Origin of the sequence: Leisingera sp. McT4-56 (genome assembly GCF_020514995.1) — a bacterium.
GTDB classification, from domain to species: Bacteria; Pseudomonadota; Alphaproteobacteria; order Rhodobacterales; family Rhodobacteraceae; genus Leisingera; species Leisingera aquaemixtae_A.
In genome coordinates this window covers 1-19,320 of record NZ_JAJALF010000014.1, presented here as the reverse complement: position 1 = coordinate 19,320, position 19,320 = coordinate 1, and the positions used below count along the sequence as shown (strand labels likewise).

General features: G+C 64.7%; 14 protein-coding genes. 7 read left to right on the top strand and 7 right to left on the bottom strand.

Annotated features, from left to right (window positions below; genetic code table 11):
* Positions 1-16 precede the first annotated feature (16 nt).
* The gene (locus LHL23_RS15270) at positions 17-1,369 is read right to left on the bottom strand and encodes an MmgE/PrpD family protein (RefSeq protein WP_226430525.1); all 1,353 of its coding nucleotides are present in this window, start codon (positions 1,367-1,369) and stop codon (positions 17-19) included.
* A 208-nt stretch (positions 1,370-1,577) separates the two neighbouring features.
* Here LHL23_RS15270 and LHL23_RS15265 point away from each other — a divergent pair, with 208 nt between their 5' ends.
* The 3 genes from LHL23_RS15265 to LHL23_RS15255 all read left to right on the top strand — a co-directional run bounded on the left by LHL23_RS15265 (position 1,578) and on the right by LHL23_RS15255 (position 3,153).
* On the top strand, positions 1,578-2,465 hold the full coding sequence (locus LHL23_RS15265; RefSeq protein ID WP_226430524.1) for a LysR substrate-binding domain-containing protein: 888 nt from the start codon (positions 1,578-1,580) through the stop codon (positions 2,463-2,465).
* Positions 2,466-2,545: 80 nt separating this feature from the next.
* Entirely contained in the window at positions 2,546-2,770 is a 225-nt protein-coding gene (locus LHL23_RS15260) for an AbrB/MazE/SpoVT family DNA-binding domain-containing protein (protein ID WP_174148499.1), read from the top strand.
* Positions 2,767-3,153, top strand: a complete 387-nt coding sequence (locus LHL23_RS15255; RefSeq protein WP_222482233.1) for a type II toxin-antitoxin system death-on-curing family toxin — start codon at positions 2,767-2,769, stop codon at positions 3,151-3,153. The genes LHL23_RS15260 and LHL23_RS15255 overlap by 4 nt, the downstream gene beginning before the upstream one ends.
* Positions 3,154-3,210: 57 nt before the next feature.
* Here the strand turns inward: LHL23_RS15255 and LHL23_RS15250 are convergent, their stop codons facing one another.
* Both LHL23_RS15250 and LHL23_RS15245 read right to left on the bottom strand, forming a co-directional pair.
* Positions 3,211-5,628, bottom strand: a complete 2,418-nt coding sequence (locus LHL23_RS15250; protein ID WP_226430523.1) for a GcvT family protein — start codon at positions 5,626-5,628, stop codon at positions 3,211-3,213.
* 315 nt (positions 5,629-5,943) lie between these two features.
* On the bottom strand, positions 5,944-7,197 hold the full coding sequence (locus tag LHL23_RS15245) for an aminotransferase class V-fold PLP-dependent enzyme (protein WP_226430522.1): 1,254 nt from the start codon (positions 7,195-7,197) through the stop codon (positions 5,944-5,946).
* Between the two features lie 217 nt (positions 7,198-7,414).
* On the opposite strand from LHL23_RS15245, the gene LHL23_RS15240 reads away from it, so the two are divergent.
* Entirely contained in the window at positions 7,415-9,106 is a 1,692-nt protein-coding gene (locus LHL23_RS15240) for a thiamine pyrophosphate-binding protein (RefSeq protein ID WP_226430521.1), read from the top strand.
* A gap of 116 nt (positions 9,107-9,222) precedes the next feature.
* The gene (locus LHL23_RS15235) at positions 9,223-10,338 is read left to right on the top strand and encodes a cystathionine gamma-lyase (RefSeq protein WP_226430520.1); all 1,116 of its coding nucleotides are present in this window, start codon (positions 9,223-9,225) and stop codon (positions 10,336-10,338) included.
* Between the two features lie 42 nt (positions 10,339-10,380).
* On the opposite strand, the gene LHL23_RS15230 is transcribed toward LHL23_RS15235, so the two are convergent.
* Positions 10,381-11,268: a LysR substrate-binding domain-containing protein gene (locus LHL23_RS15230; RefSeq protein ID WP_226430519.1), complete on the bottom strand. Its 888-nt coding sequence runs from the start codon at positions 11,266-11,268 to the stop codon at positions 10,381-10,383.
* 104 nt (positions 11,269-11,372) lie between these two features.
* On the opposite strand from LHL23_RS15230, the gene LHL23_RS15225 reads away from it, so the two are divergent.
* Together LHL23_RS15225 and LHL23_RS15220 are read left to right on the top strand one after the other, a co-directional pair.
* The gene (locus LHL23_RS15225) at positions 11,373-13,031 is read left to right on the top strand and encodes a GMC family oxidoreductase (RefSeq protein ID WP_226430518.1); all 1,659 of its coding nucleotides are present in this window, start codon (positions 11,373-11,375) and stop codon (positions 13,029-13,031) included.
* A 13-nt stretch (positions 13,032-13,044) separates the two neighbouring features.
* Positions 13,045-14,253 (top strand): mandelate racemase/muconate lactonizing enzyme family protein, encoded by a 1,209-nt coding sequence (locus LHL23_RS15220; protein ID WP_226430517.1) that lies wholly within the window; start codon positions 13,045-13,047, stop codon positions 14,251-14,253.
* 15 nt (positions 14,254-14,268) lie between these two features.
* On the opposite strand, the gene LHL23_RS15215 is transcribed toward LHL23_RS15220, so the two are convergent.
* The 3 genes from LHL23_RS15215 to LHL23_RS15205 form a co-directional block, all read right to left on the bottom strand.
* Positions 14,269-15,840, bottom strand: a complete 1,572-nt coding sequence (locus LHL23_RS15215; protein ID WP_226430516.1) for a trimethylamine methyltransferase family protein — start codon at positions 15,838-15,840, stop codon at positions 14,269-14,271.
* A gap of 70 nt (positions 15,841-15,910) precedes the next feature.
* On the bottom strand, positions 15,911-17,110 hold the full coding sequence (locus LHL23_RS15210) for an aromatic ring-hydroxylating oxygenase subunit alpha (RefSeq protein ID WP_226430515.1): 1,200 nt from the start codon (positions 17,108-17,110) through the stop codon (positions 15,911-15,913).
* The gene (locus LHL23_RS15205; RefSeq protein ID WP_226430514.1) at positions 17,110-19,185 is read right to left on the bottom strand and encodes an oxidoreductase; all 2,076 of its coding nucleotides are present in this window, start codon (positions 19,183-19,185) and stop codon (positions 17,110-17,112) included. Before LHL23_RS15205 ends, LHL23_RS15210 begins: the two co-directional genes overlap by 1 nt.
* Positions 19,186-19,320: the final 135 nt, after the last annotated feature.

The following is a 19,320-nucleotide window of genomic DNA, read 5'->3' as shown; positions in this document are numbered from 1 at the left end:
TGGTCAGGTTCGAGGCTTAGTTTTCGGGCGCGTCATAGATGAGACGGCCAAGATCGGAGAATTTGCTGCCCTCAGCGGTGAAACCCAGTACCGCATCGCGGATGGCACCGGCGCGGGCCTCGCCCAGCGAAGGCGCGGCGAATTCCATGAACTTCCGCACGATGTCGTCCTGCGAAAACGGCGCTTCGGGGCCGCCGCGGGCGTGGACATCACCGGTCTCGAACACCCGCCCGTCGGTCAGCGTCACCACCACATCGGCGACCCGGCAGGCCGGGAAGCGGGCGGAGTGGCGCGCAGCCTCTGCCACGGTGATGCGGTCATGGATCGAGGCCACCAGCGGATCGGCAAGGGCGGGGCCGGAGATATGTTCCACCCCGATCCGCCCGTATGCGGCCTGGATGGCGACGGCAAAGCCCAGCGAATACTGCGCCTGGCTGGTGGTGGAGGGGAGGCCCGGATAGAGGCAGGCGCTTTCGTGGAAAGTGTTGATGTGGATCTTGGCGATCTGTTCGTGGCTCAGCCCGTGTTCCAGCATCACCTGCCGCACGGCGTCGATCGGCGCATGGGCCCAGCGGCAGATCGGGTAGGGCTTCACATACTGATGCTCCATCTGCCAGAAGCTGCCGAGGTCTTCCCAGTGCGGGGCCACCCGGTCTTCCTCGATGGTGATAGCGGGCGCGCCGGTGAAGCCCTTTTCCGCTAGCACAGCTGCCGACATGCCTGCCATCGCGCCCCAGCCGGAGCCGTCGTGCAGCATCGTGGGGTTGGCGATTTCGCGCATCATCTGGCTGCGCGGGCCGTGGAATTCGGCGATCCCCAGCGCCTGGCGCAGCTGATCCCGGCTGAGGCCGCGCATACGGGCGGCCATCGCCGCCACGCCGAGCGCGTTCCAGGCGCCGGAAGTGTGGTAGTCACTGACGGTTGCATGCAGCGATAGCGCCGCGCGGCCTGCCAGTTCATAGCCCAGGGTGGTGATCGCCAGCGCCTCCGGCCCGGAGAAATCCGGCACCGTTTCCGCCAAGGCCGCAATCGCCGGGATCACAACCACGCCGATGTGGCCCTTGGTCGGGTAGTAGCCGTCGTGGCCGTCCAGATTGTCGGTTGCGGTGGCGGCGGCATAGGCGGCGCCTGCAACACTGACCCGGCGGCCGTCGAACATCATCCGGGCGCCGAAGCCGTCCTCACCGCAGCCATAAAGCGCTGCGGCGGTGCCGCGGGCGATGCAGCCGGCCTCCATCGGGCCTGCGCCGATGGCAATGCCCAGCGTGTCCAGGAACATCAGCGCCGCGGCCTCGCGGGTGGTTTCAGGCAGATCACCGGGGGAAAGGCCGAAGGTGAAGTCCGCAACGCGGTTGAATGTATCGGTCATTTGGGCGGTCCACTTGTACAGGTTTGCCAAAGCCTAGGGGCAGGGGCGGCAGCTGACCCGCAAATAAACCGGGGTCATAGGGCCGCTTTATTTCGCGAAATGCGTGCTAGACGTCGCTTTTAGCCTCTCTCGGGGCGTGATCCCTTTGGAATTGCAGCCCAATCCATTGCATGGGAACATGGTCCCGAAACCGCCAGCGGACCTGTTGATGAAAAACCTCCCCCATCTGACTTTCCTGCGCTCTTTTGAGGCCGCGGCGCGCTATCTCAGCTTTACCTCGGCGGCGGATGAGCTGAACTGCACCCAGTCGGCGGTATCGAACCATGTCCGCAGCTTGGAGGAATTCATCGGCCGGCCGCTGTTCGTGCGCCATCCGCGGTCGCTGTCGCTGACCGATGTGGGCGAGGCCTATCTGCCCTCGGTCCGCCACGCGCTGCAGGAGATTGATTCAGCCACCCAGCTGCTGATTTCGCAAAGCCACAAGCGGGAGGTGGTGATCTCCTGCCCCGTCAGCCTGGCGGAACGCTGGCTCTTGAAGGTGATCGAGGGGTTTTCGGTAGCGCATCCGGATATCGACCTGACCATCCACAGCACGATCTGGGTGGATGTGGAGACCAATGTCTCGGACATTTCGATCACCATCAACCACGTGGATGACGTGATGGGGCCGGCGGTCAAGCTGTGGGACGAAAAGCTGGCGCTGGTCTGCGCGCCGGACTACAAGGCCGGGGGCGCGGCCCTGACCCGGCCGGAACAACTGGCGGAGGCCAGGCTGATCCACATCCTGGGGCGGCCGGTCTACTGGGAGAAGATTGCCAAGCATTTCGGGCTTTCCGGCATCGAACTGAAGGGCGGTTTGCAGACCAATTCCTCCAACATGGGGGTGGAGTTTGCGGCCAACGGGCTGGGCTGCGCAGTGCTGCCGAAAACACTGGTCCGTTCCCATGTGGAAGACGGGCGGCTGGTGGAGCCTTTCGACTTCGACCTTGATTGCCCCTGGACTTATTTCGCCACCTTCAAGGACAAGGCGGCGACGCCCTCGGTCAAGCATTTCAAGAGCTGGCTGTTGAAGGCCGCGGAAGAGATGCAGCCGTAGCCGGACCGTGCGGACTGCGGCTGCATTGAATTCTGACGGCGTCTCGCGTATATACGGGTATATATACATGAGGCCTGCCAATGATTGAGACCAAGATCAGAAAAGTTGGAAACTCCGCCGTTATCACCCTGACGACAGAGATGCTGACGATGCTGGATGCCAAGGAAGGCGATACGCTGTTTGTGGTGCGCGGCGATGACGGCAGCCTCAAGGTGATGGCGCATGACCCCTCGGTGGCCGAGGCGCTGGCCGCCGCCGAAGTCGTGATGGACGAAAACCGCGACCTGCTTCAGGCGCTGGCGTGAGCACATACATCTGGGTGCCGCTGGCGGCGGTGACCATCTTCCATGACCGGCAGATTTCGCGCCATGGCGGCGCCGCGGGGATGCGCGACAAGGCGCTCTTGGAGATGGGCTGCGCCCGTGCAATGAACCTGGCGGCGTATTCCGATGCAGGCGTGGCGGAGGTTGCCGCGGCTTATGCGTTCGGCATTGCCAAGGCGCACGCTTTCGTTGACGGCAACAAGCGCACGGCCTTTGTGACTGCCGTGACTTTTCTGCGGCTCAATGGCTACCAGTTCCGCCCGGATCCGGTGGAGGGCGTGCGGATGATGGAGGACCTGGCCACCGGCGATGTGGATGAGGCCGCATTTGCTGAATGGCTGAAGGCCGGGATGAAACCGCTCTGACCCTCAGCCGCTGCCGCCAAAGAAAAGCCGCCCCGAAGGGCGGCTTTGCTGTTTCCATCAGGCCCGCAGCCGCGCGCCGGAGGGGTCGAAGGCCGCCGCTTCCAGGATGCGCGCCTTGTGCGGCTTGCCGAGGATATAGACCTCGACCGCATCGCCCGGCTTGGCAACGGCCGGGTTGGCATATCCCAGCGCCAGCGACTTGCCGACCGAATAACCGTAGGCGCCCGAAGTCACCCGGCCCACCGGCTTGCCTTCGGGGGTGAAGATGGGCTCGCCGCCGGAGGCGTCGGCGTCGTTCACCGCCTCAATCTCGAAGGCCGACAGCACTTCGCGCGGGGCGTTGTCCTTGACCTTCAGATAGGCGTCCTTGTTGAGGAAGTCCTTGTCCAGCTTGATCAGACCGGCCAGGCCAACCTCCTGCGGCCAGTATTCCTGGCTGTACTCGCGCCCCCAGGAGCCGTAGCCCTTCTCGATCCGCAAGCTGCCCAATGCACGGCCGCCAGCCGGACCGCCGCCGAATTCTGCGGCGGCCGCGAGCAGGGCAGAGTACAGCTTGACCTGGTCCGTCTCAGAACAGTGCAGTTCCCAGCCCAGGTCGCCGGTGAAGGAGACGCGGATTGCCAGGCACTCGACGCCAGCGACGTCGATGGTGCGCGAGCGCATGAAGCGGAAAGCCTCGTTCGACAGGTCCGCATTGGTCAGCCGCTGCAGCATGTCGCGCGATTTCGGACCGGCGACGTTGAAGCCCGCGATGCGGTTGGTGGCGACCTCAAAGGTTGTGCCTTCCGGCAGCTCAATCATGTTGAAGAAGCGCTGGTGGTAGCGTTCCGCCATGCCGGAGCCGACCATCATGTATTCGTCATCCGCCACCTTGGTGATGGTGAAATCGCCGGCCACGCCGCCGCGGACCGAGATCAGCGGGGTGAGGCAGCTGCGGCCCACTTCGGTCGGCACCTTGTTGGCGACCAGCTTGTCCAGCCACTCAAACGCGCCCGGGCCTTTGATCACGTAGTTGGCGAAGTTCGAGATGTCGATCACGCCTACGTTCTCACGCAGCATCTTCACCTCGCGGCCCACAGGCTCCCACCAGTTCTGGCGGGTGAAGCTGTTGGTGTCGGTGGTGCCGGGGGTGCCGGAGAACCACAACGGGTGCTCCCAGCCGCAGTTCAGGCCGAATACGCAGCCCATTTCCTTTTGCATCTCATACGCGGGGCGCACGCGGGCCGGGCGGCCGGCGCTGCGTTCCTCATTCGGGAAATGGATCGCGAAGCGGTGGGCGTACTGGTCCTCGACGCGGGCCTTAGTGAATTTCTTGTCGGCCCAGTCGCCAAAGCGCGCCAGGTCCCAGGCGAACATGTCGTACTGCGGCTCGCCCTCGATCATCCATTGGGCTGCCAGCAGGCCGAGGCCGCCGGACTGGGAGAAGCCGGGGATGATGCCGGTGCAGCAGAAGTAGTTTTTCAGCTCCGGCACCGGGCCCCAGATGGCGTTGGAATCCGGCGACCAGATCATCGGGCCGTTGATCACCCGCTTGACGCCGGCGGTCTCGGCGCAGGGCACCCGCTCAGTCGCGCGGATCACGTTCTCCATGATCCGGTCCAGATCGTCGGGGAACAGCTCATGGGCAAAGTCCAGAGGGGTGCCGTCCTCGGCCCAGAAGCGCATGTCCTTTTCATAGGCGCCGATCAGGAAGCCGTTGCCTTCTTGCCGGAAGTAGTATTCGCCGTCGCGGTCGGCGATCGAGGGCAGGCGGCGGCCCAGCTTGGCGACCTCGTCGATGGATTCAGTGACGAAATACTGGTGTTCGGTCGGCTGCAGCGGCAGGGTGAGGCCTGCCATGGCAGCAACTTCGCGCCCCCACAAGCCGCCTGCGTTCACCACCCACTGGGTGTGGATGTCGCCCTTTTCGGTTTTCACGATCCAGCTGCCGTCGGGCTGCTGTTCGGTGCCGATCACCGGGCAGAAGCGTTCGATCTGGGCGCCCATGGCACGGGCGCCGGCGGCATAGGCCATGGTCACGCCCGAAGGGTCGACATTGCCGCCGTCGGGTTCGAACATGATGCAGCGGATGTCGTCGAACTGGGCCAGCGGGTGCAGTTCCTTGGCCTGCTCGCGGCTGACCTCATGGAAATTCAGGCCGTAGTATTTCGCCTTGGCCTCCTGCAGGCGCAGCTGGTGTTCGCGCTCCTCGGTCTTGGCCAGGTACAGGGACCCCGGCTGGAACACGCCGCAGCCCTGTCCGGTTTCCTTTTCCAGCTCCATGTACAGGTTCATCGTGTAGTGCTGGATACGGGTCACGTTGTTGTTGTCGTGCAGCCCGTGGATATTGGCCGCCGCGTGCCAGGTGGAGCCTGCGGTCAGCTCGTCGCGTTCCAGCAGCACCACGTCTTTCCAGCCGAGTTTCGCCAGGTGGTAGAGGATCGAGCAGCCGACCAGCCCGCCGCCGATGACAACTGCCTGTGCATGGGTTTTCATGCGTCCGTGTTCCTTTGCCTGCGCCTCTGGCACGGCGCGCCCTGCAGGCCGGGGCGGGCCGTCAAATCCTTCCGGCGACCCTAGCGGCGGGGGCGGGAGATGACCCGTGAAGAATTCAGACCCAATGGCCCCGGATTTGTTGGGTCATCGGAGGGCGGCAAGCAATCGGGCCGCTTGCATCTGACACCAGCCACGGCTGTATCACGGTGAGCGTTCGCCCGGGCGGGAGCGGAACGCGCCCGCCGTGGGGCGGGCGGACGCGTGCCTGCTGCTGGCGCGACGGGCGAGCCAAGTATGTGAGAACGGGATGCCGCTCTAACCGGTGATCTCTTTCATCACGCCCAGGAACTTCGCCACTTCGCCGATGCTGTTGTAGTGGCACATGGAGACGCGCACGCAGCTGTCCATGCCCAAGGGTGTCAGGATATTGCCGGAATAATGATCCGCCTTGCGCAGATGGGTGCGGATGCCCTGTTCGTTCAACCGTTTTACCACCTCCACCGATGGCACGCCTGCAACGGTCAGCGAGACCAGCCCCTCGCGCGCCGGGTTGTCCGGACCGCCCAGGATGGTGACGCCTTCCATCTCCGCCAGGCCCGGCAGATTGCCGGTGCCGCGGATCATCGCGTCGGTCAGCGCCTTCTCATGGGCATGAATCGCCTCGCCCGCCGCCACGAATTTTGCGCGCCGGTCGGTGGCATCGCTGACTTCGCCGCCGAGCCACTCCAGGTATCCTGCCACATCCGACAGCGTCGCATAGCTGCCGGTGTCGCGGGTACCCATTTCCCAGTTGTCTTCCGGGCCGTCGATCAGCGCATTGTGCGGCAGGGCAGTCAGCCGGTCCGAGATCCAGGCGAGGCCATAGCCATGGCGCGAGAACATCTTGTAAGGCGAGATCACATAGCCATCCACGCCGTATTCGGTGAGGTCAATGCGCCCGTGGGCCGCGTGCTGGATGCCGTCAACGATGATGAAGCATTCCGGCGCCACCGCGCGGATGGCGGCGGCGCAGGCGGCCACATCCACGCCCATGCCGGTGACCGGAGAGGTATGGACGATGGTCGCCACAACGGTGTCCGGCGTGACCGCCCGGGCATAGGCCTCAGCGGCGATGGTGCCGCTGGCGTCGTCATGCGGGATCAGAACGTGCTTTTGCCGCGCCACCCCGGCCCAGCGGGCGCTGGCGGAGCGGGTCGCCGGGTGCTCCAGCGTCGAGCCCAGAACGGTGCCGCCTTCCGCGGTGCCGAGGCAGGCATTCATGATCACCCGGAACAGCAGCTCGGTGCCGCTTTCGCCCGCGAAAAACTGGCCGCCGGGCGCGTTCATCATCTCGCCCATGTCCTCCTTGGCCTTGTTGATCACCCGCACCAGTTCCCGGCTGCCGGGGTTGTCGCGGCCCTGGTTGTCGGGAACCGCGGCATAGCGGGCCGAGGTCTCCACCACCGAATTCAGCGTGAGCGCGCCGCCGGCGTTTTCAAAGAAGATGCGGCTGCCCTGCTGCGGGCACTCCTCCACCTGGGCAAAACGGGCGCGGATCTGATCCAGCAGGGCGTCGGTGATCTGGGGCATGGCAAGTCCATCAGGGAAAGCAATTGATTTGCCGCCACAGTAGGGCGGTTCCGGGCCGGCGGCATACAAAAATTTCCGGGCCTGAGGGGCAGAAATCCCTGTGGCCGGCTGCCGTCCGATTTTTGCCTTCACATTTATCTACATTATTGTATACAGTTTGGAACACGAATCCCGGGCTTCTCCCGGGGCAGGTTTCACGCAGGCTTTGGAGGCCCCCATGAAGAACACGATGAACGGCGCCGAGGCGATGGTGCGCTCGCTGGAGGCGCACGGGGTCACCCATATCTTTGGCCTCTGCGGCGATACCACACTGCCCTTTTATGATGCGATGAACCGGCTGGAGCATGGCATCACCCATGTCCTCACCCGCGACGAGCGCAGTGCGGCCTATATGGCCGACGGGTTTTCCCGCGTCACCGGACGGGTAGGTGTCTGCGAAGGGCCCTCTGGCGGCGGTGCCACATATATCCTGCCGGGGCTGATCGAGGCCAACGAAAGCTCCTATGCGGTTTTGGCGATCACCACCGACATTTCCGTGGGGTCTTACGGGAAATATCCGCTGACCGAAGTCAACCAGGAGGTCCTGATGGGGCCGCTGACCAAGTTCAACACGGTGATCAAGCGCGCCGATCACATACCGCGCATGGTGCGCCAGGCGTTCCGGGCGATGACTACCGGCCGCTCCGGCTCGGCGCATCTGGGGCTGCCTTATGACATCCAGTATGACGATGTTCCGGCGGATGACATCTGGGGCGACCCCAAGCACCAGAGCTACCCCGCCTACCGCGCGGCGCCGGAACCGGGAGCTGCAGAGGCTGCGGTGGAGGCCATCCTTTCCGCAAAATCGCCGCTGATCGTCTGCGGCGGCGGCGTGGTGATCTCCGGCGCGATGGAGGAGCTGGGCAGGCTTGCCTCCCGCCTCGACATTGCCGTGGGCAGCTCGATCTCCGGCAAGGGCTCGCTGGCCGATACCCATCCGCAATCGCTGGGTGTGGTCGGCTCCAATGGCGGCACCGATGAGACTTGGGAGATGATGGAGGGCGCCGATCTGGTCGTCTTTATGGGCTGCCGCGCCGGGTCCACCACCACCTCGCGCTGGGAGGCGCCAAAGCCCGGCCAGCGCATCGTGCATTTCGACAATGACCCGATGACCATCGGCGCCAACTACCCGACCGAGGTCGGTGTGGTTGCGGACCTGAAACTCAGCTTGCAGGCGGTGAACGCCTATCTCGACAGCCGCGAGGGCGAATTGCCCTCATTTGGCGGTGCCGCAAAAATTGCCGACATCAAGCAGCGCAAATTCGCCAAGTTCGAGGAGCTGGCAAACAGCAAGACCGATCAGGTTCTGCCGGAGCAGATCATCCATGCGCTAAACCGGAACCTGCCGGAAGACGCCATCGTGGTTTCCGATCCCGGCACCAGCTGCCCGTATTACAACGCCTATTCGCAGCAAAAGCACCCGGGCCGCCAGTACATAACCAACCGTGCCCACGGCGCGTTGGGGTATTCGCTATCGGCGTCGCTGGGCGCCTGGTTCGGGCGGCCCGGAGCCAAGGTCGTGGGGATGATGGGCGACGGCTCCTTCAACTTCACCTGCGGCGAGCTGGAAACCGTGGTGCGCTGCAACGCACCGATCACCTATGTGGTGTTCTCCAATTCGAACTTCGGCTGGATCAAGGCGAGCCAGCGCGACGACTGCGGCAAGCGCTATTACAATGTGGACTTCAACCGCACCAACCATGCTGCAGTGGCTGAGGCGTTCGGGGTCAAGACCTGGCGGGTGGAACGGCCTGAGGATCTGGATAAGGCGATCAAGGAGGCCTTTGCCCATGATGGCCCGACCTTGATCGACGTGGTCTGCCAGGCGCTGGAAGAATCCGCCGCCCCGGTCCGGCGCTGGATGGGCTGAACCCCCAAAAGCCGGACATAGCTGATGGCCGGGAACATTGCGTTTCCGGCCTTGTCTCTTTTGCGGAGCGCCCGCTATGAATTTGCCGAACCCGCATTCAGGAAAGGCGCCCGCAAATGGACAAACCCACCGCTCCCAAATCCGGCGCCATGCTGCACTTGCGCGGCAACACGCTGTCCGAAGGCGATCCGGTGGCGCTGCCGCTGACGCAAAGCTCGATGTACCACCTGCCGGGCGACTGGACCGGCGGCCCCAGCTATGGCCGGGTGGACAATGCCACCTGGGAGCAACTGGAGCATGTGCTGGGGTACCTGGAGGACGCGCCTGCGCTGGCCTATCCGTCGGGCATGGCGGCGATCTCGGCGGCGCTGTTTGCCACCGTCAAAGCAGGGTCGAAACTGCTAATCCCGTCGGATGGCTACTACGTCACCCGGCGCCTGAGCGAACGCTTCTTGCAGAACCTCGGCGTTGAGGTGCACCAGCGGCCGACCACCGGTTTTGCCGACGGCGGGTTTGATGGCTTTGACGTTGTTTTTGCGGAAACACCTTCGAACCCCGGACTGGACCTCTGCGACCTGCGCGCGATTGCGGAGGCGGTGCACGCGGCAGGCGGGCTGCTGATCGTCGACAACACCACCATGACCCCGCTGGGCCAGCGGCCGCTGGAACTGGGCGCCGATGTGGTTGTTGCCTCCGATACCAAGGCACCGGGCGGCCATTCCGACGTGCTGATGGGGCACCTGGCGACCCGCAATGCGGACGTGCTGCAGGCCGCGCGCGAGTGGCGCCAGTTCGGCGGCGGCATCCCCGGCCCGCAGGAGGCCTGGCTGGCGCACCGCGGGCTGGAGACCCTGGAGGTGCGCTTTGACCGGATGTGCAGCACCGCTGAGGTGCTGGTCGAACGGCTGGCCGCGCATCCGCTGGTGCAAGCGATCCGCTTTCCAGGGCTGAAATCCGACCCCTCGCATGAACTGGCGAAACAGCAGATGGCGCGGTTCGGCTTTCTGATTTCCATCACTCTGGACAGCGCGGAACAAGCGGATGCCTTCATCAACGGATGCCCGCTGATCCGCTCCGCGACGTCGTTCGGCGGTGTGCATACCTCAGCTGAGCGCCGCGCCCGCTGGGGCGATGCCGTGGCACCGGGATTTATCCGCATCTCGGTGGGCACCGAACCGGCAGAGGAATTGTGGAGCGCTTTGGCCACTTCGCTGGACGCTCTGCAGGGATAGCGAAGCCGCCACTGCCGCAGCAGAAACGGGTGGGAAACCGCTTCAGACCAGCGCGTGATACAGCGCCATGAGCCAATTGCAGAAGGATTTGACCTCCTCTCGCTGGCCCGCCCTGTCGTTGATCACGATGTAATGCGAGCGCCGTTTCGGCAGCTTGTAGGCCGTCGGAACCACCACCAGCCCCTGCTCGATGTACTGCCGGGCAAAGCTTTCCAGCACCATCGTCACCCCGTGGCCTGCCGCCACGGTTTGCAGCGCCAGCAAGGACGAGTCCGCCTTGAGCCAGTCCGCGGGCGTTTGCAGGTTCAGCCCGTGCAGCTCTGACAGGCGGCCCCAGTCGGTTTCCGAGCCGAAAATCTGCACCACGTCGGATCCGGCCAGATCATGGATCGATGGGCTGCCGCCCAGATCGTGCAGGTAGCCGGGGCTGCAGACTGGCACAGCGTTTTCGTGGCCCAGATGCAGGACCTCGCTCTCCTGCCAGTCGCCGCCATAGCGGATGTCGATGTCCAGGCCTTCCTCGTCAAACCGGTTTGCCCAGACCGACGTGGTCAGCTCTACCAGGATATCCGGATGCGCCGCCTGAAAGCGGCCAAGCTGGGGCGCGATGACCAGGGCCGCGCAGGAGATCGAGGCCCGAACCCTGACCACCCGCTTCCGCTTCTTGCCGAACAGGCCGGCGGTGGCCTGCTGCATATCGATGAAGGACTTGCGGATCGGCTGGGCATAGGCCTGGCCGGTGTCAGTGAGCGCCACCCCGCGCGGCAGCCGTTTGAACAGCTGGGTGTTCAGATGCTTTTCCAGCAGCCGGATCTGCTGGCTGATGGCGGCAGGAGTCAGGCCCAGTTCCTCGGCGGCGGCAGAGAAACTGCTGAGCCGCGCTGCGGCCTCGAAGGCCTTGAGCCAGGTGACATGGGGCAGGTCGGTCATGAATTAGCTTTAAGCACAGTTAGGCCATAGGGGCAAAACACATTGTTTGATTTGTGCCTTTTGCGCTGCGCAATCTGGCGGGAACTCAACGGACCGGGCGTGCCATGGCGCAGACATTCGACTTTATCATCGTGGGCGCCGGTTCGGCGGGCTGTGTGCTGGCCGACCGGCTGACCGCCAATGGCCGTCACAAGGTGCTGCTGATAGAGGCCGGCGGCAGCGACCGGCGGTTCTGGATCAAGATCCCGGTCGGTTATGGCTTCACCTTCTCGGACCCCAAGGTGAACTGGCGCTACTCCGCCGCGGCGGATCCGGGGTTGAACGGGCGCCCCGCCTATTGGCCGCGGGGCAAGGTGCTGGGCGGCTCCAGCTCCATCAACGCGATGGCCTATGTGCGCGGTTTGCCGCATGATTTCGACGACTGGGAGACCGCAGGCGCCACCGGCTGGGGCTGGGACAATGTGCGCCGCGGCTACGAGGCGCTGGAAACAAACGACGAATGGCACCAAGGCCGCCGCCGCCTGCACGGGACGGGGCCGGTGCGTGTTACCGACCTCAGCGAGCGGATGCATCCCTTTGCCGAGAACTTTCTCGCCGCCGGGCAGGACATGGGCTGGCCGTTTCTGCCGGACATGAACGCCGCGGCGGAGGAGGGAGCCAACACGTTGCCCAGCGAGGGCATGGGCTATGTCCGCAGCACGGTGAAAGACGGGCGGCGCTGGTCCTCGGCGGATGCGTTCCTGCGGCCTGCGATGAAACGCGGTAACCTGACAGTGATCAGCGGCGCGCTGGTGGAGAAGGTGCTGACATCCGGCAAGCGGGCAACCGGCGTGGCCTACCGGGTGAAGGGCCAGCCGCATACCGCCATGGCGGCGCGCGAAGTGATCCTGAGCGCGGGTGCGGTGAACTCTCCGCAGCTCTTGCAGCTCTCCGGCATCGGACCCGCGGCGCTGCTGCAGCGGCACGGGATCGAGGTTGCCCATGACCTGCCGCAGGTGGGGCAGGGGCTGCAGGACCATCTGGCGGTCTCGCATTTCTTCTGGGCCAACACCGCGACGCTGAACGACCGGCTGGGCAGTTTGGCCGGGCAGATGAAGGCCGGACTGCACTATGTGCTGACCCGCAAGGGGCCGCTGAGCGTGCCGGTCAATCAGTGCAGCGGCTTTGTCCGCACGGCGGGCGCGGCGCTGCCGGATGTGCAGGTCTATTGCAACCCGGCGTCATACTCGACGCAGGCAAACGGCAAGCCTCAGATCGACAAGGACAACGGCTTTTTGCTGTGCGTGCAGCCGAGCCGCCCGGTCAGCCGCGGGCAGATCACTATCCAGTCCGCCGACCCAGGCCAGGCACCGCTGATCGAGCCGAATTCGCTGTCGGCGGAGGAGGACAAGGCGACCGCCATCCGCGCCAGCCATCTGCTGCAGGCGCTGGCCGCAACCCCCGCCATGAAACGGGTCACGCGGGAGCGGCGGGTGCCGGATATCGCCGGGATGGATGATGCTGCGCTGCTGGAGAACTTCCGTGAACGCGCAGGCAGCGTGTTTCATGCAAGCTGCACGTGCCGGATGGGGCATAATGCAACCGACTCGGTTCTGGATGCGCGGCTCAGGGTGCATGGGATGGCGGGATTGCGGGTGATCGATGCCTCGTCGTTTCCGAATGTGACCTCCGGCAATACCAATGCGCCGACCATGATGCTGGCGGCGCGCGGCGCGCAGATGGTGCTGGATGACACTGAAAACAGGCCCTTGGCGGCGGAATGACAGGGATACGCAGATGAAACTCGACACCATCGAAACCTTTGTGTTCGGCAATCCGCCGCCGCGTCACGGCGGGCGCTATTTTATCTTTGTGCGGCTGACCACCGCTTGCGGCATCACCGGGGTGGGCGAGATTTATAACGCCACCTTCGGCCCGGATCTGTGCTGCGCGATGGCGGAGGAGATGTTTGCCCGCCAGTTCGAAGGCTGCGATCCGCACCATATCGAGAAGCTGTGGCGCAAGTCCTATGGCGCGGGCTATACGATGCGGCCCGACGTGACGGTGATGGGGGTCTTGAGCGGTCTGGAAATGGCCTGCTGGGACATCATCGGCAAGGCCGCGGGCAAGCCGGTTTATGAGCTGATGGGCGGCAAGGTGCATGAGCGGCTGCGCAGCTATACCTACCTCTATCCGCCGGAGGGCGACGTCTACCCGGACCCGGACACGCCCAACGTCTACAACGACCCGGATATGGCGGCGGAGGTGGCGCTGCAGCGGGTGGAGCAGGGCTTTACCGCGGTGAAATTCGACCCCGCAGGCCCTTACACGATCTATGACGGTCATCAGCCGCGGTTGGAGGACCTGGAGCGCAGCGAGATGTTCGTGAAGCGCATCCGCGAGGCGGTCGGCACCCGTGCGGACCTGCTGTTCGGCACCCACGGGCAATTCACCGTCTCTGGCGCCAAGCGGATGGCGCGGCGGCTGGAATCCTATGAGCCATTGTGGTTCGAGGAGCCGGTGCCGCCGGAAAACCCCGCCGATATGGCAGAGGTTGCGCGCTTCACCTCGGTGCCGATTTCAACCGGCGAGCGGCTCTGCACCAAGCATGAGTTCGCCCGCGTGCTGGAGGCCGGGGCGGCCTCGATCCTGCAGATGGATCTGGGGCGGGTCGGCGGCCTCTTGGAGGCCAAGAAAATCGCATCCATGGCCGAAACCCGGCAGGCCCAGATCGCGCCGCATCTTTACTGCGGACCGGTGGTGGCGGCGGCGAACATCCAGATTTCCGCCTGCAGCCCGAACTTCCTGATCCTCGAGTCGATCGGCACCCTTGAAGGCCCCTATATGTCCTGTCTCAAGTCCGCGATCACCTGGGAGGACGGTTATGTGATCCCCTCCAAGGAGCCGGGCCTGGGGGTGGAGCTGGACGACGCAGCCATCGCCGCCAGCCCCTATACCGGCAGCAAGCTGCATCTGGAGCTGGCGCAGGAGCCGGTGGTTCAGTAAGCGCGGCCCCCGGCATCATCTGCCGGGGCGCATCGCCTCCGGCGGCAGTTTGACCGGGAACTTGGCGCGGACCTCGGCGTCGAGCTTGCTGCCGAGGTAATTCGGATAATGCTCGCCCAGGATCCTGTCCGACACCTCGCGGGCGCGGTCGAACATGGTCTGCTTACCCGCCTTTTCCCAGGTGTCGGTCAGTTCCCGGTCCATCAAGTCGGGGTAGACATATTCTGTTTCCATGTACTGCAGCGTCTGTGTGTTGCCGAGGAAATGGCCTGGTCCGGTGGCGCAGTCGTGGATCACATCGACCGAGAGGGTGTCGTCGCTGACCTCGATCCCGCGCAGGGTGCGGGAGATCATGCCGGCGGCCTCGTTGTCGATCACCATCGACTCGAAGGAACAGCCCATCAGCGAGCCAACCATGCCGCCGAACTCGCACAGGCGGTTGGCGCCGGCGTGGGCGGCAAGGCTGAAGGTCAGCGCCTTTTCCAGCCCGTACTGGGCGTCGGGGATCTTGGAATCGGTCATGCCGCAGCCGACCGAAGTGGGCAGGTTGTAGAAATTGCCCATCTGGATCGCGGCAGCGCCGATCAGCGCCTGCTCGCCCGATCCGCCGGTGAACGATCCGGTGCGTAGGTCGGTGATAAAGGGCCAGGCGGCAAAGACAACCGGTGTGCCGGGGTTGATCAGGTTGACGATTGCGACGCAGGAAAGGGTTTCGGCAACCGCCTGCGCCAGCGTGCCCGCCAGCGGGGCAGGGGAGGTTGCGCCGGCCTGCGGCGGCACCGCCAGATCGCAGGTCAGGCCCAGCTTGGCGGTATCGATCATGATCTCCAGGTTCTCGCGCCCCAGCCGCAGCGGCGACACGATCGGGCAGCCGCCGAAGATCACCGAAGGCTTCTGCAGGAACTTCCCCTCACCGCCCGAGGCGATGTCGAACATCTCAATCGCCGGCTTGATGTGGGAACGGTCGCGGAAGGTGAGGCAGGACGGCTTCTCGCTGCCCGCCAGGATGGAATAGAGCATCGACATGTCATGCTCGAAATCCTGCGGCACATCTGTGCCCAGCACGGTGTCGCCGGTCATGTGGATGTTGTCGAGCCGGTCCACCAGCCGGGTGAAGTCATAGACATCGCGGATGATGGAGGGGCGGTAGCTGCGGCTGGCGGCGTCAAAGGTTGTCACCGCAGTGCCGGAATTGGCGTAATAGACCTTGTCCTTGGTGCAGTGCATGTCGTCCTTGCCCGCACGGCTGCCGCGGGCGTGGACGTAGAATTCATTGGCCGCGCCGGCCAGCAGGTCCTCCATCAGCGCGCGGGGAAAGCAGAGGCGGCCGTGTTCGCTGAGGATGGCGCCCTTGGGCAGCACCAGGTCGAGCAGCTCCTCTGTCGGGTCGCCGATGCCGGTGCGCTCCAGGATGGTCAGCGCGGCGTTGTGGATCTTCTGCATGTCCGCATCCGACAGCGGCCGGTAGCGCCCGCCGGAAAGGCCGGGCCAGATCGCCTGGCTGGCGGAGGGTTGGGTGCGGGCCGCGGCGCGGGCATCGCGGCCGCCGCTGCGGCGGCGGGAACGGGTCTTGGTAACGTCAACCATATTGCGGTCTCCGGGGCAGGGTCAGGGCAGGCCCCATGCGGGCCTGCGGCAAAGTGTAGGGCAGATCCGGTCAGAGCATGCTGAAATAACTGCGGTAGAAGCCGGGCAGGCTCCATTCCATCTCGGACAGCGGGCCGGGTGCGAAACGATGCGAATTCACGCCTTCCTGGTTGTGGCGGATGATCCGCTCATCATCGAGCGAGGTGACATGCCAAAGCCAAGTGAGGGCTTCCTTGTCATAATCGCGCCCTTCTTCGGCATCGCCGCGCACGTACCAGGCAATCTGGATGTCGGTCTCCTGCAGGTCGCGGGGCACAAAGCGGTAGCCCACCAGATGGTCGGCATAGATCAAGAAGTAGTTCAGCGTGCCGATGGCCAGATCGGTGGCACCGCCGTCATGGCCGCTGAGAGCCCCCAGCGGCGGCGCCAGCGGCTCGCCGTCCCTGCTGCCGGTCTGGTAGCCGGGGAACAGCGGATAGCGGCGCCAGTAGACGTCCGAGCCCGGCGCCTGTGCATTGGGACCGGTCAGGTCCAGCTCTTCCACCGGCAGGCCGATGGAGGCGGAGCGTTCACGCAGGTCTGCGCCGTATTTCGCCACATCCGCCGGATCCTTGAGCGAGTGGCTGCGGGAATACTCCTGATGCGAGGGGGCGCAGTGGTAGCATTCCAGGTAGTTTTCCAGCGCCAGCTTCCAGTTGGCAGGCACCGGATAGGAGGCCTCATGCGCCAGTTTCAGGTTCTCCAGCTCCATAGGGGCTGACAGCGGCGCCAGGCGGTCCAGGCTTTTCGCCAGCGGCGGCGGATTTTCATCGGCGCAGATGAAGATCAGCCCCTGGAAAATCTGCACCTGCACAGGGAACAGCCCGTAATCCGAAGGGTCGAAATCCGGCCCCATGGCGCGGCCGCCGCGCAGCCGCCCGTCGAGGCCGAAGGTCCAGGCGTGGTAGGGGCAGGAGAACACCCGCGCGGTGCCCTGTTTTTCCAAACACACGCGGGAGCCGCGGTGGCGGCAGACATTCATATGGGCGCGCACCTCGCCTTCGCGGTCGCGCACGACGATCACCGACTCCGGCCCGTAGTCGAACAGGAAATAGTTGCCGGGTTCCGGGACTTGGCTGACGTGGCCCACCCAGATCCAGTTGCGGTTCCAGAACATCTTGATGTCGTGGTCATAGACCGCTTCAGAGGTATAAAAATGGCGGTCCAGCGCAAAACCCTCGCGGTGGCTCTCCATCAGCTCGCGCATCACTTGCAGGTCGTCTTTGGGCATCATGCGCCTCCCATGTCTTCGAGGGAAATCAGTTCGCGGCGGAACCAGTCGGCATCCGCCGCCGCCGGGTCGCGTTCGAAATTGCGGGCCGCCAGGTGGCCGGCAAAGACCGCATCGGCAATCAGGCCGGGGGAGGCCGCGTCGCCGATCAGCTCCAGCGTGGTGAAACTGTCCGCGTGGTTTTCTTTCAGCTCATCAAACAGCGCGGTGTCGCGCTGGCGGGAAGTGACCATCAGCAGGCTGGCGCAATCCACACGGCGGGTGCGGCTGGTGTAGACGCAGGATAGATCTGCTCCGGTGGCATCCGCTGATTGCAGGGGATGCAGCGGAATGATCTCTACACCCGCCTGCAGCAGTTCCGCCTGCACCCGGTGCTGTTCCAGCGTCAGATCGGTGAAGGCCGAGGCGATGGCGCCCGGCGTCACCAGCACCACCTTGCGGCCTGCGGCGGCCAGTTGGCTGGCCAGCACCCCGCCGATGTAGCCCTGATCGTCGTCATACAGCAGCACCGGGCCATTGTCCGGCGGCAGGGTGCCTTCCATCACGTCGTCAGGGGTGAACACGGGCATGTCCTTGATCTCCAAGGGCAGCGGAGAGGTGCGCCCGCGCCCGTCCCGGTGCCAGGTGCTGCCGGTGGCAAGGAAGACATTGGGGATGCCAAGTTCTGCAACATCAGCGGCGCCGAGTTTGCTGCCGGTGAACATCTGAACATTGCCGCGCTGCTGCAGGTCCCACAACCGGTTGTCGGCGACCCGCTTCCAGGCGGACAGGCCCTTGAGCTTGCTTTCCTTCAGCACCCGCCCGCCGAATTCCTCCGCGGCTTCTGCCAGCGTCACCTGATAGCCGCGCTTGGCCAGCTGCATGGCGCATTCCAGCCCGGCGGGGCCTGAGCCAACCACCAGCGCGGCCTCTTCCTGCTGCCTGGGGGCGATCTGCTCGGGATGCCATTTGCGCCGCCATTCCTCGCCCATCGTGGGGTTCTGGGTGCAGCGGATCGGGACGCCCAGGTTGTCGGCAGAGACACAGATATTGCAGCCGATGCATTCGCGGATTTCCTCGATCCGGCCTTCCTCGATTTTCTTGGGCAGGAAAGGGTCGGCGATCGAGGGCCGGGCAGCGCCAATGAGGTCCAGCACGCCCTTGGAGACCAGCGAGGCCATCAGGTCGGGCGAGGTGAAGCGGCCGACGCCGACCACCGGCTTGTTCGTCACCTGCTTCACGAAATCGGTGTAGGGGATCTGATAGCCGTCTTCCGGCTGGAACCGGGTGGTCATGCTGTCGTTGCTCCAGTCGGCAACATTCACGTCCCAGAGGTCGGGCAGATCTGCCAGCATTTCCACCACCGCGCGGCCTTCCTCGCTGGCCTGCATGCCGTCGGCGCCCATCATCTGGTCAACGGCAAAGCGGAAGGCGACGGCGCAGTGCCCGTCCAGCACTTCGCGGGTGTCTTCCAGCAGTTCGCGGGTCAGCCGGACGCGGTTTTCGAGGCTGCCGCCGTATTCATCGCTGCGCATGTTGTACTGGGGCAGCAGGAAATGATGCGGCAGCGTCATCTGGTGGCCTGCGTAGACATAGACGATGTCAAAGCCTGCCTCCTTTGCGCGCAGTGCCGCGTCGCGGTGCCAGCGGCGCAGGTCGCGGATGTCCTGCTTGTCCATGGCGCGGGCCTGTTTCGGGTAGGCCACGTCAATCGGCCGGTCCGTGACCCCCAGAGCCGGGGCGCGGGTCAGGTGGTTGGTGGCATGGTGGCCGTTATGGGCCAGCTGGATTGCCGCCAGCGCCCCCTTGGCGTGGACCTGTTCGGTCATCAGCCGCAGCGCCGGGATGTCGTGCTTGTCCCAAAGCCGGTGCTCTGCATAAGGGCCAAGATCGGAGGTCGGATGGATCTCTGTCTCCTGGGTCGAGACCACGGACCAGCCGCCCTCGGCCTTCATCGCGCGCACCGCCGCCTCCGCCTGCGGGCGCACGTGGCCCAGCCCGGTGCAATGCGGCACCTGGAAAAAGCGGTTGCGGGTCGTGACGGGGCCGATCTTCACCGGCTCGAACAGAATGGAATACCCATTTGCGCCTGGCATGCTGGCACATCCTTTTATGTTTTGGTTTTTGGTCTGGGCGGGGCGGCGGGCGTCAGGGCCCGCCGCTTGCGGGGATCAGAACCCGGCCTTGATGCGCTCGAATTCCTTCAGCATCCGGCCTTCCAGTTCCGGGTT